The 14,004-nt window shown below is 73.1% G+C and carries 12 protein-coding genes; 5 read left to right on the forward strand and 7 right to left on the reverse strand.

The features are described 5' to 3' along the window. From AW274_RS37325 to AW274_RS37340, 4 genes are all read right to left on the reverse strand, one after another. Positions 1 to 1,008: hypothetical protein (locus tag AW274_RS37325; protein WP_198169589.1), on the reverse strand; the 1,008-nt coding region annotated here is incomplete at its 3' end. Next, a complete protein-coding gene (locus AW274_RS42855; RefSeq protein ID WP_062443496.1) occupies positions 1,008 to 3,377 on the reverse strand; it encodes an ABC transporter permease in 2,370 nt (789 codons plus the stop codon). The genes AW274_RS42855 and AW274_RS37325, both read right to left, overlap by 1 nt. Continuing rightward, entirely contained in the window at positions 3,374 to 4,048 is a 675-nt protein-coding gene (locus tag AW274_RS37335) for an ABC transporter ATP-binding protein (RefSeq protein ID WP_062339971.1), read from the reverse strand. Before AW274_RS37335 ends, AW274_RS42855 begins: the two co-directional genes overlap by 4 nt. Beyond that, positions 4,048 to 5,331: an adenylate/guanylate cyclase domain-containing protein gene (locus tag AW274_RS37340; RefSeq protein ID WP_062339970.1), complete on the reverse strand. Its 1,284-nt coding sequence runs from the start codon at positions 5,329 to 5,331 to the stop codon at positions 4,048 to 4,050. Before AW274_RS37340 ends, AW274_RS37335 begins: the two co-directional genes overlap by 1 nt. 125 nt (positions 5,332 to 5,456) lie before the next feature. On the opposite strand from AW274_RS37340, the gene AW274_RS37345 reads away from it, so the two are divergent. Beyond that, complete coding sequence (locus AW274_RS37345; protein WP_062443498.1) at positions 5,457 to 6,437, forward strand: cyclic nucleotide-binding domain-containing protein; 981 nt, start codon at positions 5,457 to 5,459, stop codon at positions 6,435 to 6,437. Beyond that, complete coding sequence (locus tag AW274_RS37350; RefSeq protein WP_062443501.1) at positions 6,434 to 7,207, forward strand: MBL fold metallo-hydrolase; 774 nt, start codon at positions 6,434 to 6,436, stop codon at positions 7,205 to 7,207. The genes AW274_RS37345 and AW274_RS37350 overlap by 4 nt, the downstream gene beginning before the upstream one ends. Here AW274_RS37350 and AW274_RS37355 read toward each other — a convergent pair. Both AW274_RS37355 and AW274_RS37360 read right to left on the reverse strand, forming a co-directional pair. Then, the gene (locus AW274_RS37355; protein ID WP_030450588.1) at positions 7,204 to 7,497 is read right to left on the reverse strand and encodes a DUF3467 domain-containing protein; all 294 of its coding nucleotides are present in this window, start codon (positions 7,495 to 7,497) and stop codon (positions 7,204 to 7,206) included. The genes AW274_RS37350 and AW274_RS37355 overlap by 4 nt on opposite strands. A gap of 67 nt (positions 7,498 to 7,564) precedes the next feature. Then, a complete protein-coding gene (locus tag AW274_RS37360; protein WP_062443503.1) occupies positions 7,565 to 8,200 on the reverse strand; it encodes a DUF305 domain-containing protein in 636 nt (211 codons plus the stop codon). A 97-nt stretch (positions 8,201 to 8,297) separates the two neighbouring features. Here AW274_RS37360 and AW274_RS37365 point away from each other — a divergent pair, with 97 nt between their 5' ends. Next, positions 8,298 to 9,038: a thioredoxin-like domain-containing protein gene (locus tag AW274_RS37365; protein WP_062443506.1), complete on the forward strand. Its 741-nt coding sequence runs from the start codon at positions 8,298 to 8,300 to the stop codon at positions 9,036 to 9,038. Between the two features lie 136 nt (positions 9,039 to 9,174). Then, positions 9,175 to 10,107, forward strand: a complete 933-nt coding sequence (locus tag AW274_RS37370; RefSeq protein ID WP_157520934.1) for an excalibur calcium-binding domain-containing protein — start codon at positions 9,175 to 9,177, stop codon at positions 10,105 to 10,107. Between the two features lie 87 nt (positions 10,108 to 10,194). Here the strand turns inward: AW274_RS37370 and AW274_RS37375 are convergent, their stop codons facing one another. Next, on the reverse strand, positions 10,195 to 12,420 hold the full coding sequence (locus tag AW274_RS37375; RefSeq protein ID WP_062443512.1) for a molybdopterin cofactor-binding domain-containing protein: 2,226 nt from the start codon (positions 12,418 to 12,420) through the stop codon (positions 10,195 to 10,197). Between the two features lie 108 nt (positions 12,421 to 12,528). On the opposite strand from AW274_RS37375, the gene AW274_RS37380 reads away from it, so the two are divergent. Further along, positions 12,529 to 13,998, forward strand: coding sequence for a PucR family transcriptional regulator (locus tag AW274_RS37380; protein ID WP_062443515.1), 1,470 nt, complete (start codon positions 12,529 to 12,531; stop codon positions 13,996 to 13,998). The last annotated feature ends 6 nt before the right edge of the window (positions 13,999 to 14,004 follow it).

Here is a 14,004-nt window from a genome sequence, read left to right on the forward strand (position 1 = left end):
CCCGAGCAGCGCGCCGGCCGCCGCCGCGAGCACCGGCCCGGCCGAGGCCGCCGCCACGCCCTGACGCCGGGTCAGCCCGAGCGGGCGCAGCGCCGCCAGCGCGCCGGCCGAGGCGGCGGCGTGCCGGGAGATCGTCTGGCCGAGCAGCACCACCGAGGCGGCGAACACGGCGGCCCCGAACGCCAGCAGCGACGCCGCCTCGAACCGGGTGATCTCCCGTTCGTGGTCGATGAACTGCCGCATGTCCCAGACGTCGATGTTGGTGCGCCCGGTCGCGGCGGCCAGCTCGCGGGTGAACTCGGGCAGCGGCGCGCGGAGCCGGACCAGCGCGTTGTAGAAGGCGACGTCGCGCCCGCCGGCGATGTTGTGCTCGTAGGCCCGGAACAGCGCCGGGGACGGGATCAGGTCGCCCGTCGGCATCTCCAGCGAGTCGGAGAACCAGCCCGACCGGATGACCCCGGTGATCCTGGTCACCAGCCGGGGGCCGGTCGGGGTCAGCCGCGCCCACAGGGCCGGGTCGCCGATCCCTCGGTCGACCTCCTCGGGCGTGAACAGCCGCAGGGTGACGGTGTCGCCGACGCCCCGGCCCCACGTCTCGGTGAACGCGGCGGTGACGGCGGCCTCGTCGGCGGCCACCGGCAGCCGGCCCGCCAGCACGACCGGCTTCTCGATCGTGCGCCAGATAGCCTCGTCGGTGGGCGGCGGCAGGTTGGCCCGCATCCCGGGCGGGTCCTCGAAGAACCAGGTGCCGGTCGCCGGGAAGGCCGCCAGCGCCGCCACCGACGGCAGCGCCCTGATCGTGTCCCAGTCGAAGCCCGGCTGGTTGGGCAGCACGACGGCGTCGGCCGGCAGGGTGACCTCGACCAGCCGGTCGACCGCGCCGGCCCCGCGCCACGCCCCCGCCACCGCCGCCAGGGTGGCGGCCAGCGCGACCGCGACGAGCAGGGCCAGCGCCGTCAGCGCCCGCCACCGCGTCCGGGTCTCCAGCCGGAGCCAGTGGAGGGTCATCACTCGGTCCGCAGGACGTGGCCCACGCGCGTCCGGGTGGAGAGCCGGGCCGGCCAGACGGCCAGCAGGTTCGCGGCCAGCAGCGTCAGCGGGCCGATCAGCAGCAGCGCGACCAGGGCCAGCGGCGGACGGTAGAAGAACGGCATCGTGTCGGCCACCACGCCCCACAGGGCCCGGCCGACGAGGAGGCCGAGCGGCACCCCGGCCACGATCCCGGTCAGCGCCAGGATGCTCGCCTGGGTGAGCACCACCACCCGCGCCTGGCGGCGGGTCATGCCGCAGGCGCGCAGCACCGCCATCTCGTGCCGCCGCCGCCGGACGGCGGTGACCAGGGCGTGCGCGACCGCGCCGAGCGCGAGCAGGCCGAGGAAGACGGCCAGCGCGAGCGGCAGCGGCTCGACGCCGGTCATCTGCGCGAGCTGGACGGGCGGCTCGGGCGGGAACAGGCCCATGCCGTCGGAGAAGCCGGCGTTGACGCGGGCCATCACGGCGCCCGGGTCGCCGGACACGGCGGCGAACGCCATCAGGAACTTGAACCCGTCGGGCGGCAGCAGCCGCTCGTATCCGGCGGCGGTGACGACGCCGCCCTCGTCGTAGTCGTTGTGCGGCCCGGTCGGCACGAAGCCCACCCCGACGACCCGGAACCCGTGGCCGCCGCGCGGCCCGGTCAGGGTGAGGACGTCGCCGACGCCCACGCCGGCGCGGCGGGCGCTGCTGACGGCCAGCATGACCTCGCCGGGCCCCTCGGCCGCCCTGCCCTGGGTCACCACCGGCCGCCAGGGCCGGGCGGCGTCGTGCAGGCCGAACAGGGTGATCGAGGTGGCGCCCGCCTGGGCCACGCCGACGGTCGCCGTGGCGCCGGCCGTCACGCCGGGGTCGGCGCCGACCGCCCGGAGGGTGGCCGCCGGGTCGGCGAACATCTGCCCGCCGAAGCCGAGAAAGCCGATCAGCTGGTAGTTCTGGCCGTACCGCTCGGGATGGGAACCGGCGTCCTGGACGCCGTTCGCGAAGGTGAACGCGGCGACCACGCCGAGCACCCCGACGACCGCGCTGACCAGCGCGGGCCGCACCGGCAGCGCGTCGGGACCCCGGCCGCGCTCCAGGGCGAACCGGGCGCCGACCACGACCGGTACCGGCAGCCCGAGCCGGGCCGCCGCCGCGACCAGCGACGACCGGGGCCCCGGTCCCCGGGTCGGGCGCAGCGCCAGCCACCCCGAGGCCGCCGACCCGGCCGCCACCAGCAGCACCGCCAGCGCGGCCCCCGCGCCGAGCACCGGCACGTCGGCGTCGAACCCGGGGGCCGGCTCGACCAGGGAGGCCGTGCCGACCGGCGTCCACCACGAGGCCGCCAGCGCCACCGCCACGGCGACCAGGGACCCCGCCGCCGCCGACGACGCCGGCAGGCCCGGCACCAGCCGCACCGCCTGCCCCGGCGTCAGGCCGAGCGCGTGCAGGGTCTTCAGCGAGCCCGCCGCGGCGGCCGTGTAGCGCGCCACCGACTGGCCGATCAGCACCACCGCCGCGACGAAGGCGGCCAGCCCGAACAGCAGCAGGCAGACCGACTCGAAGGCGATCAGCCGCCGCAGCCGGTCGCCCTCGGCCACGTTGTTCCACACGTCGATGTCCGGCCGGCCCGTGAGCGCGGCCAGGTCTCGCTTGAACGGCTCGATCTGCCCGGTGCCGCCGCGCAGCCGCACCAGCGCGTTGACGTAGCCCTCCCGGTCCGGGCCGACGAAGTTCTTCTCGTACGCCGCGAACAGGGCCGGGGTGACGAGCAGGCCGCCCCGGCTGGAGCCGGCCGGATCGACGTACCAGGGCGACCGGATGATCCCCACCACGGTGGCCCTGACCTGGGGGCCGGTGAACGGCACGGGGGCCGAGTCGGGCCGCGCCTCCTCGGGGCTCGGCAGCCGCAGGGTGACCTGGTCGCCGACGCCGCGGCCGAAGTGGCGGGAGAACGCGGGGCTGATCAGCACCTCGTCGACCCGGGTCTTGTCGTAGAGGCGGCCGGCCAGCACGACCGGCTCCTCGGTGCCCTCGAAGATGTGGTCGTCGCCGGGCGGGAACGCCGACACGTCGGCCGACGCGGCGGGGTCGTCGAGGGAGAACCCGGCCACCGCGAAGGTGGTCACCGCCTCCACCATGGGCAGCGCCCTGACCCGGTCCCAGTCGAAGCCCGGCTGGTTGGGCAGCACGGTGATCGTCGACGGCCGGGTCGCCGCCGACAGCCGTTCGTAGGCCGACAGGCCCCGGCGCGCCCCCGCGACCGCCGTCAGGACCGTCGCCAGCGCGAACGCGATCAGCAGCGCCAGCACCACCGCCGAGCGCCCCCGGCGCCGCCATTCGAGGCGCAGCCACAACCGGGTCATGACTCGATCCGGCCGTCGCGCATCCGGATCGACCGCGACGCCCCGGCCGCCACCTCGGCGGCGTGCGTCACCATGACGATCGTCTGGCCGTCTTCGTGCAGCCGCCGGAACAGTTCCAGCACCTCCAGCCCGCCCTCGCTGTCGAGCGCGCCGGTCGGCTCGTCGGCCAGCAGCAGGCTCGGCTGGTTGACCAGAGCCCGCGCGATGGCCAGCCGCTGCCGCTGGCCTCCGGAGAGCACGGCCGGGACCTGCTGCAGCCGGTCACCCAGTCCCAGCAGGTCGAGCAGGTCCCGGGCGCGCGCCTCGGCGGCCCGCCGCTTCATGCCGCCCAGCACGCCGGGCAGCACGAGGTTGTCGAGCGCGGAGACGCCGTCGAGGAGGTTGAAGAACTGGAACACGAACCCGATGTGGTGGCGGCGGAACCGGGCCAGCCAGTCTTCGTCGCGGCCGTCGACGCGTTCGCCGGCGACCTCGATGGTGCCGTCGTCGACGCCGTCGAGCCCGGCGATCACGTTCAGCAGGGTCGACTTGCCGCACCCCGAGGGGCCCATGACGGCGACGAACTCGCCCTCGGCGACGTCGAAGTCGACGCCCCGCAGGGCGCGGACCGGGGCGAGCTCGGCCTCGAAGGTGCGGCGGGCGCCGCGCACCCGGACGGCGGTGTCGGACATCAGTGTTCCTCCGGGAGGTGGAAGGCCGTGACGGGGGTGGACCGGCCCTTGACGGCGCGGGGTCCGAGGGGGATCCAGGGCAGCCCTCCGGGGAGCGCGTCCAGGGTGCTGGCGGCGGCGACCGTCCCGGCCGGGCGGGCCAGGTCCTGCATCCGGGCCGCCAGGTTGACCGTGTCGCCGACCAGCGTGTACTCGACGCGTTCCTCGCTGCCGAGCAGCGCGGCGGCCACCTCGCCCGTGCACAGGCCGATGCCGAGGCGGAAGGGGGTCTCCCACTCGTCGTTGAGGCGGCGCTGGCGCACGTGCATCTGCCGGGCCGCCGCGACCGCCGAGGCGGCGTGGCCGGGACGCGGGTCGGGGGCGCCGAAGACGGCCATGACGGCGTCGCCGACGTACTGCATGACGGTGCCGCCCTCGCGGAGGATGGCCGCGTTCATGGCCTTGCGGTGGGCGTTGAGCCGCCCGGCGAGCACCGCCGGGTCGGTGTGCTCGGCGATGGCCGAGTAGCCCCGCACGTCGCTCATCAGCACCGTCACCGTGAGCCGTTCGGTCCGGTCGAGCCCGTCGGCCAGCAGCTTGTCGGCCAGGCCGCCGGGTAACAGGCGCGAGAGGCGCTCGCCCTGCTCGTCGCGGCGCAGGATCGCGGTGTGCAGCATGCGCAGCCGTTTCAGCGCGCCCTGCCGGCCCGCCGACGCGCCCCGCGCCAGCTTCAGGAACAGCTGCTCGACCAGCGCGTTCACCTTCTCGGGGCTGTCGCCGGCCGCCGCCGCGATGGCCTTCACCGACCGTCCCTCGGCGACCTGCCGCAGCAGCGCCTCCTCGGCCGCGCTCAGCTCCGGCGACCGCGCCGGGGAGAGCAGGTCCTGGACGATCTGGGGGTCGACCATCGACCCGCCCGCCGCCACCTCACGAATGGCCCGGCCCAGCAGCCGCGCGTCCGCGATCCGGTCCTTCAGCAGGTACGCGTACCCGTCGGCGCCCTCCGACAGCAGCTTCACCGCGTAGTCGGGGTCGTCGTACTGGCTCAGCACCACGACGCCGGTGCCCGGGAGGCGCCCCCGTACCTCCCGGGCGGCATCGATGCCCTCGTCCTGGAAGGTCGGGGGCATGCGGATGTCGGTGACGAGCACCTGGGGCCGCAGCTCCTCGGCGCGCGCCACCAGCTCGTCGTAGTCGGCGGCCACGCCGACCACGTCGAGTGCCTGATCCCTGGCCAGCAGGGCGCGCACGCCCTCGCGGACGATCAGGTTGTCGTCGGCGAGCAGCACGGTGATGCGGTCCACGCGGTAAATGTCCCTCCCGCGCGGGGCCGGGAACAGAGGGTTAGCCCTCCTGCACCCGGATGGACATCCCCCTGTGTCTCCCGGCCCCCGGTTCCTAGCGTCGGAGACGACCAGAGGAGGCCGACATGCGCGTCGAGACGCAGGCCACGTCCCTTTCCTGGATCCCCTCGGAGGCGGTCAAGGGGTACACCCGGCCGATGTTCGAGGCCGGGATCTCCCACTACGACGAGCCGCCCCCCGGGCGCGTCGACGACCTGGAGGCGCTGCGCCGCGCCGACCGGTTCCGGTTCGCCAACGTGCTTAACGTCTGGGCCGATTTCGGCGACGATGGCCGGGTGCTCGCCCACGGCGCCGGAGGAGGCGGGGTGATGGGCTCCACCACGGTCCGGCTGGGCCCGCTCGGCCTCACCTTCGCCGCCGTCAGCCTGCCCGACCTGCTGACCGAGACGGTGGGCGAGGGCTTCGTCACCGTCACCCGGTCGGCCGGCGGCCGCACCTCGTTGCCGTTCCCGCGCGCCGCCGCCGGGGTGCCGCGCTGGCGCTCCCCGCTCGTGTGGACCACGCTCTCGGTCACCGTGCGCGCCGACGGCACCTCCGAGGTCACGCTGACGGGCGCCAGCCCGTTCCCGCGCCACTGGGTCTACGACGCCGAGGGCGCGCTGATCCTCAAGGCGGGCGTCACCGACTTCAAGTCGTGGGCCGCCCAGCGGGCCACCCCGTGGGGCGCGGAGGACTCCCCGGTCGTCGTCACGGCCGCCGAGACCGCCCTCGAACGCGAACTGTCCCGGCTGATCATGCGGGGCGCCCGCAAGCCGGTCGTCCGGGAACTGAAAGAGGGCGCGGCCCTGGTCCGCCAGGGCGAGCCCGGCGCATCGTTGTTCCTGCTCCTCGACGGCGTCGTCACCGTCGACGTCGGCGGCCGCGAACTCGGGCGGGTCGGCCCGGGCGCGGTGCTGGGGGAGCGGGCCCTGCTGGAGAACGGCCGCCGCACCGCCACGCTGACCGCGCTCACCCCGATCAGGGTGGCCGAGGCCGGCGCCGACACCATCGACCGGGCCGCCCTGGAACACCTGGCCCAGGGCCACCGCCGCGAGGAGTTCGCGTGAGACTGCACTTCCTGGGGGTACGCGGGTCGACGCCCGCGCCCGGCGCCGAGTTCACCCGGTGGGGCGGCCACACCTCGTGTGTGGCCGTGCTGCCCGACGGGTGCGCCGCGCCGCCGCTGGTCCTCGACGCGGGGACCGGGATCAGGAACCTCGGTCCGGCGCCCTTCCGGGGCGTGATCGCGCTGTCGCACCTGCACTGGGACCACGTGCAGGGGCTGCCGTTCAGCCGGGCGTGCGACCACCCCGACGCGGAGGTCGAGCTGATCGTGCCCGGTGAGGCGCCGCTGGAGCTGCTCACCCGGGCGTTCTCGCCGCCGCACTTCCCGATCGAGCCGTCGGGGCTGCGGGGAGCCGTGTCGGTGACCTCTGCCGGCGGGAGCCGTAAACACCCCGCTTTCGAACTGAGACAGGCCGAAGTGACCCACAAGGGCGGGATCACGGTCGGCACCCGGGTCGAGTGCGACGGCGTCGCCGTCGTCTACCTGCCCGACCACGCACCCCAGCTCGGCTCTTCAGCGGCCGAGGAACTGTGCCGGGGCGCCGACCTGATCGTGCACGACGGCCAGTTCCGGCCCGAGGAGCAGGCGCTCGCCGACGACTACGGGCACGCCACCGTCACCGACGCGCTGGCCTTCGCCGAACGCTGCGGCGCGGGCCGCCTGCTGCTCACCCACCACGCGCCGGGCCGCACCGACGACCAGCTCGACGCGGTCGCCAAGGAGTGGCCCGACGTGCGGTTCGCCCGCGAAGGCGACGTCGTGACGGTCTAGATCTTGTGGCCGACCTCGTTCTCGTAGGCCGTCAGCTGCTGCTCCAGCGCCTTCATCAGCTCGAAGACCTGCGCCGGGGGAATGCGCACCCGGCTCACGATCCGCGTGGGGACGCTGATGTACTGCTGGCCGTCGCCGTTGTCGGCCAGCCCGGGCGGGCGCGTGATCACCGCGAAGTCGAGCACGAACCCGTCTTGGGTGTGCCAGACGGAGGCGAAGTTGGCGTACTGGCCGGCCTCCACTTCGGGGGTGATGCTCACTTCGAGGCGGCTCTCGGGCTCGTTGGTCAAATCCTCATCCCTCCGGGTCGCCTCCATGGTGCCCTGTCGGGGGAGCGTTCCCGCGTCCGACACGTGTTCATTTGAGGATCGACGGAAGCGGCTGCGCGCCGCGCGTCGTCAGCATCTCTTTCATCAGGTCGATCTCGGCGGTCTGGCCGTCGACGATGTGCTGGGCCAGGTTCCGCACCTCGGGCCGGTCGACCAGCTCGACCGCGCCCTTGGCCATCTCGACGCCGCCCTCGTGGTGGCGGATCATCAGCTGCAGGAACAGCACCTCGGCCGCCTGCCCCTTCGCGTCGGCCAGCCGCTTCATCTCGTCGGCGGTGGCCATGCCCGGCATCACGCCCGGCGTCACGCCGGCCGCCGCCGCGTGGCCGTGGCCCGCCATCCACGTCATCGGCTTCACGCTGGACGCCTGCGACAGGTCCCACTGCTGAAGCCAGCCGATGAACATTCCACGCTGCGCCGACTGGGTCGTGATGATGTCGTAGGCCAGCGTGCGCACCGCGTCGTCGCTGCTCTCGTCGCGCACCGCGAACGCCATCTCGACCGCCTGCGCGTGGTGAACCCCCATGTCACGGGCGAAACCGGCCTCGGGTGAGAGGTCGCCGGGGGTGCCCGGCCGGGTCAGGTTGACCAGCACCAGGACGATCGCCACGACCACGACGACGGCCGCGGCGACGGGGAGCAGAAGCGAACGGGGGTTCTTCATCGCCCTCAGATTACTTCCCGCCGGGACGCGATGGGCCAAACGGCTATCTATACCCACTATTCTCCTTGTCCATATGTGACCGCGTGATGGAGGGTCGATGACCAAGGAGAAAGCGGCGGCACGGCGTGACCGCATCGCCCAGATGAGGGCGCAGCAGCGGGCCAAGGAACGGCGGGCCGCTGTCTTGATGTGGGGAATCGGCGGCCTCGTCATCCTGCTTCTCGTGGGAAGCGTCGCGTTCTACATCATCCGTCAGGAGATGGACAAGTCGGAGGCCGAGAAGGCCGCGACCGCCGCCCAAGAGGCGATGCTGCCGAAGGTCAAGAACTACGAGTACAAGGGCGCGGGCCACGTCAACACGAAGGTCGCCTACAAGGAGACCCCGCCGGCCGGCGGCGAGCACAACCCGGCCTGGCAGACGTGCGGCATCTACGACCAGCCGATCAACAACGAGAACGCGGTCCACTCGATGGAGCACGGCGCGGTCTGGATCACCTACCAGCCCGACCTGCCGGCCGCCGAGGTCGACAAGCTGAAGGCCATGGCGGGCGAGCCCTACATGCTGCTCAGCCCCTTCCCCGGCCTCCCGTCGAAGATCGTCGCCACGTCGTGGAACCACCAGCTCCAGCTCGACAGCGCCTCGTCCCCCGACCTGAGCGCCTTCATCCTGAAGTTCCGCCAGGGTGAGGACACCCCCGAGCTCGGCGCCAGCTGCGACGGCGGCGAGACCCGCTCGGCCGCCGACGCCCCGCTGCCGCCCGCCGGTTCCCAGCCGGCCCCGGCGCCGACGGACGCCCCGGCCACGGACGCGCCCGCCACGGACGCGCCCGCGCAGTGACAACCGATTTGTGATCAGGGAGCGGCCCGTGCCCCTGTCCTTGAGGCAGATACAGGGCGCGAGACGCGGTCGGCCTTCGGCCGACCGCGTCTCGCTTGGGGCACGGGCCGTCCCATGTCGATAGGCTCTGCGGGCGATGTCAGGGATTGAGGCCGGGATGCAGAACACCCCCGTTGCGGAGGAGCCGGGTCCGCCGCAGCCGCCGCAGGCGACCAAGGGCGCCACGATCGCCCTCAGCGTCGCGCTGGTCTTCGTGGTGATCATGTCCGGCGTGCTGGGCACCGTCGCGGTGCTGATGACCAACAACCAGGACTCCCCGCCGCTGACCCAGCCGGTCGTCACCAAGCTCGCCGTGCCCATCCACTTCGCGCCCGTCGAGGCGTCGGGCGCCGCCCCCTGCCCGGCCGAGACCGAGTCGGTGCTCGACGACGCGGGCACCACCTGCTACCAGCTCGAACCGGGCGTGACCCTGACGACGGTGCAGAAGATCGAGACCTTCACCGAATCCGACGGGACCTACTCGATCCGGGTGGTCCTGGCCCCCGGCAACCGGGCCCAGATCGAAGACCTGACCCGCGACACCGTCAAGCGCCTGCTGGCCATCGTGGTCGGCGACAAGGTCGTCTCGACCCCGCGCGTGGCCCAGGAGATCACCCAGGACAGCCTGAGCATCGTCGGCGGCTTCACCAAGACGGAGGCCGACGCCTTCCTCGCCCGCCTGAAGGGCACCGGCGGCGCCCCGCCCGCCCAGCCGCCCGCCCAGCCGCCCGCCACCCAGCCCACCGGCGACCCGGCGGCCCCGAGCCAGCCCGGGGTCACCGACCCCAACCAGCAGCCGGGCGGCACCGACCCGAACCAGCCCGGCGGCACTGATCCGAACCAGCCGGGCGGCACCGACCAGCAGCCTTCCGCGAACAGCCAGGGGGCGGCGAACTCCCAGCGCTACCCGACCTGCGCGGCGGCCTTCGCGGCGAACGCGGGCCCTTACACCAAGGGTGTCCACCCCGAATACCAGTGGTACGTCGACAAGGACAACGACGGCATCGCGTGCGACCGCGACGACCTCTGATGATGACCCCCACCCGCCGAATCGCCTGAGCGCGGGATCCGAACGGCCGCCGACGTCCCTTCCGGGCAGGGGAACCGCTTTTCCGCGTCAGGCCAGGACGCTCAGGGCGATGTCGTCCGGCCTGATCGGCACCCGCGACAGCGGCAGTCCCGTCGCCGCGCGGACCGCCGCCGCGATGGCCGGGGTCGACGACAGGGTCGGGGGTTCGCCCGCTCCCCGCAGCCCGTAGGGCGCGTGCGGGTCGGGGTTCTCCAGGATCGACAACTTCATCGGCGGCATGTCGAGGATGGTCGGGATCAGGTAGTCGGTGAACGACGGGTTCAGCACCTTGCCGTCGCGCACCTGGATCTCCTCCATCAGGGCCAGCCCCAGGCCCTGGGCGGTGCCGCCGTGGATCTGGCCTTCGAGGGCCAGCGGGTTGAGGATCTTCCCGACGTCCTGGACGGCGGCCAGTTCGACCACCTTGACCAGCCCGAGCTCCACGTCGACGTCCACGACCGCCCGGTGCACGCACAACGCCAGCTGGGTGTGGGAGTTCCCCTGGCCGGTCACCGGGTCCATCGGGAAGGTGCGGCGGTGGCGGTATTCGCGGGTCTCCTCGACCGGGCCCTCCTCGGCCAGCGCCTCGGCGAGGCCGCGGCCGCTGGCGGTCAGCGCGTCGAGGCGCTCCTTGACCGCGAGGCTGGCGGCCCTGACCGCGCCGCCGGTCACGTACGACTGCCGCGAGGCCGACGACGACCCGGCCGAGCCGACGGTGGTGTCGGCGGGCACGATGGTGACCCGGTCGATGCCGAGCTCGGTCTGCGCGATCTGGGTCTTGACCATGACCAGGCCCTGCCCGACCTCGGCCGCCGCCGTGTGCACGAGCACGTGCGGCTCGCCGCCGAGCAGCTCGACCCGCACCCGGGCGGTCGAGTAGTCGTCGAAGCCCTCGGAGAAGCAGATGTTCTTGATCCCGACGCCGTAGCCGACACCGCGCCTGACCCCCTCGCCGTGGGTGGTCTGGGCCACGCCTCCCGGCAGCTCGCGCAGGTCACGCGAGGAGGGCCCCGGCATGGGCATCGCGTCGAGCTCCCGCAGCATGTCGGCGAGCGGCGCGGGGGTGTCGATCACCTGGCCGGTGGCCAGCAGTGACCCCTGCGAGACGGCGTTGCGGACGCGGATCTCGACCGGCGACAGGCCGCACGCCTCGGCGAGCCGGTCCATCTGCGACTCGTAGGCGTAACAGGCCTGGACCGCCCCGAACCCCCGCATCGCCCCGCAGGGCGGATTGTTGGTGTAGGTCCCGTAGGCGTCGATGAAGACGTTCGGCACCTCGTAGGGCCCGACCCCCAGCGAGGCCGCGTTCCCGACCACGGCGGGCGAGCTGGAGGTGTACGCGCCCCCGTCGAGCACGATCTCGGCCTTGACGTAGACGATCTTCCCGTCGCGGGTCGCGCCGTGCTCGTAGCGCATCCAGGCCGGGTGCCGGTGGACGTGCCCGAAGAAGGACTCCTCGCGGCCGTAGACGAACTTGACCGGCTTGCCCGTGCGCAGGGCCAGCATCGAGGCGTGGATCTGCATCGACAGGTCCTCGCGCGCCCCGAACGCGCCGCCGACGCCGGCCAGCGTGAGCCGCACCTTGTCCTTCGGCAGGTTCAGGCAGGGCGCGATCTGGTCCTGGTCGACGTGCAGCCACTGGGTGGCGACGAACAGGTCGACGCCGCCGTCCTCGGCCGGGACCGCGAGGCCCGACTCGGGGCCGAGGAACGCCTGGTCCTGCATGCCGACCTCGTACTCGCCGGTGACGACCACGTCGGCGGTGAAGGTCGAGCCGACGCGCACGGGCTGGTGCCTGACCAGGTTCCCGTGGACGCTGACCTGCGGGCACTCCGGGTCGAAGGCCGCCTTGCGCGGGTCGGTGACGGCCTCGCGGAGTTCGTACACGACCTCGATGAGATCGGCGGCCCGGCGGGCCGTCTCGGGGTGGTCGGCGGCCACCAGCGCGACCGGTTCGCCTTGGTAGCGGACCTGGTCGACGGCGAGGACGGGCTGGTCCTTGTGTTCGAGGCCGTAGAACTTCTCGCCGGGCACGTCCTCGTGGGTGAGCACCGCGAACACCCCCGGCACCCTGAGCGCGGGGCCGACGTCGATCGACCTGATCCAGGCCGACGGGTGGGGGCTGCGCAGGGTCGCGCCCCAGAGCATGCCGTCGAGCCACAGGTCGGAGGAGTAGGCGAACTCCCCGGTGACCTTCAGCGTGCCGTCGGGGCGGAGCAGGCTCTGCCCGATGCCCTGTCCGATGCCCTGGGTGCGTCCGGTGGCGATGCTCATAGACGCCCAGTAGACCAACCTTTTGTTTCCGGACCTATCGGCTGACCGATGAAACGCCGGGGCCGCAAGGGGCGGCGCTTGTAGATTCATCCAAATAAGGTGGGTCTTGTGCAGATAAGTGAGCTGCTGGCCCATGAGACGCTGCGGCTCATCCTGCTGACCGGGGAGCCGGTCGGCGAGATCACCGGCGTCGTGGTGACCGACCTGCCCCGGCCCGGCCGCTACCTGTCGGGCGGCGAACTGGTGCTCACCGGCATGATGTGGCGGCACCGGCCCGCCGATTCCGAGGTCTTCGTCGACCATCTGGTACGGGCCGGCGTCACCGCCCTCGCCGCCGGAGACGCCCGCCTGGGCCACGTGCCCGACGACCTCGTGGCCGCCTGCCGCTCCCGCGGCCTGGCCCTGATCGAGGTCCCGATCGAGGTGTCGTTCGGCGCGGTCATCGACGTCGTCGACCGCCGCATGGCCGGGGAACAACGGTTGGCCCTCGGCCGCCACCGCCGCATCTTCGCCGCCGTCGCCGAGGGCGCCGGGCTGCCGGAGCTCTTCCGGATGGCCCACGACGAGCTCGGCGTCACCGGCGGCGTGATCTCCGCGACCGGCCGCGTGATCGCGGGGGAGGTGCCCGACGCCTCGCGCATGGCGCTGGAGTTCCTGCGGGCGGTCCGCGTCCCGCACGTGACTGCCGACCCCCGCACGATCTTCACCGTCGACCGCAGCCCCCGCGTGGCCGGCTGGGCGCTGGTCCTCGACGGCGACGTCAACCCCGAGATCGGCTTCGAGCTGGCCGCGTGCGTCGCCCTCGAACGCACCCGCATGGAAGAGGGCCGCCGCGTCGAACGGCGGCTGCTCGAACAGCTCATCGGCCTGGCAGGCAGCGCCGACCTGCCCGAGTTGTCGGCCCGGATGCGCACCTGCGGCCTCGACGTGGCCGCTCCCTACACGATCGTCGCCTGTACGGCCCTCCGCTCCGGCGCCTCCGACGGCCCCGACGCCGCCACCCTGGGCGGGCTCGTTTTGGAGGAGATGCTCGACCGGTCGGTGGTCGCGGTGGCCGCCGCCGACGCCGGGCTGGCTCTCGTGCCGCTGCCCGGCGCCGTCGAGGAGCTGACATCCCTGTTGACCGCGCGGGCCGCCGCCGTGGCCGGTCCCGGGATCCGCCTCTCGCTCGGCGTCAGCGCCGCCCTGACCGGCCCGGCCGCGATCAGGGGCGGCATCGAGGAGGCCGGATACGCCCGGCGTATGGCCGAGGCCCGCGACGGCGGCCTGGTGACCAGCGACGAAATCTACACCCACGCATTGTTGCTGGCTACGGTGCCCGACGACATCCGGCGGGGGTTCGCTTCACGGCTGCTCGACCCGCTGTTCGGATATGACCGCAAACACCAGGCCGACCTCGTGCGGACGTTGTCGACTTTCCTCGACTGTGCAGGATCGTGGAACGTCTGCGCGGAGCGGCTGCACGTGCACGTGAACACCGTGCGGTATCGCATCAAACGCGTCGAGGAACTGACCGGACGGAATCTCACGACGATGGCCGACCGCGTCGACTTGTATTTGGCGTTGCGCGCTTCTTGATCATGG

It is taken from the genome of Herbidospora daliensis, from assembly GCF_001570585.1.
In the GTDB taxonomy this organism is placed as follows: domain Bacteria; phylum Actinomycetota; class Actinomycetes; order Streptosporangiales; family Streptosporangiaceae; genus Herbidospora; species Herbidospora daliensis.

Bases quoted from the DNA above. Each gene is read 5' to 3' on its own strand.
- AW274_RS37375 (WP_062443512.1), bottom strand. From the start codon at position 12,420: ATGAGCATCGCCACCGGACGCACCCAGGGCATCGGACAGGGCATCGGG.
- AW274_RS37360 (WP_062443503.1), bottom strand. From the start codon at position 8,200: ATGAAGAACCCCCGTTCGCTTCTGCTCCCCGTCGCCGCGGCCGTCGTC.
- AW274_RS37365 (WP_062443506.1), top strand. From the start codon at position 8,298: ATGACCAAGGAGAAAGCGGCGGCACGGCGTGACCGCATCGCCCAGATG.
- AW274_RS42855 (WP_062443496.1), bottom strand. From the start codon at position 3,377: ATGACCCGGTTGTGGCTGCGCCTCGAATGGCGGCGCCGGGGGCGCTCG.
- AW274_RS37345 (WP_062443498.1), top strand. From the start codon at position 5,457: ATGCGCGTCGAGACGCAGGCCACGTCCCTTTCCTGGATCCCCTCGGAG.
- AW274_RS37370 (WP_157520934.1), top strand. From the start codon at position 9,175: ATGTCAGGGATTGAGGCCGGGATGCAGAACACCCCCGTTGCGGAGGAG.
- AW274_RS37335 (WP_062339971.1), bottom strand. From the start codon at position 4,048: ATGTCCGACACCGCCGTCCGGGTGCGCGGCGCCCGCCGCACCTTCGAG.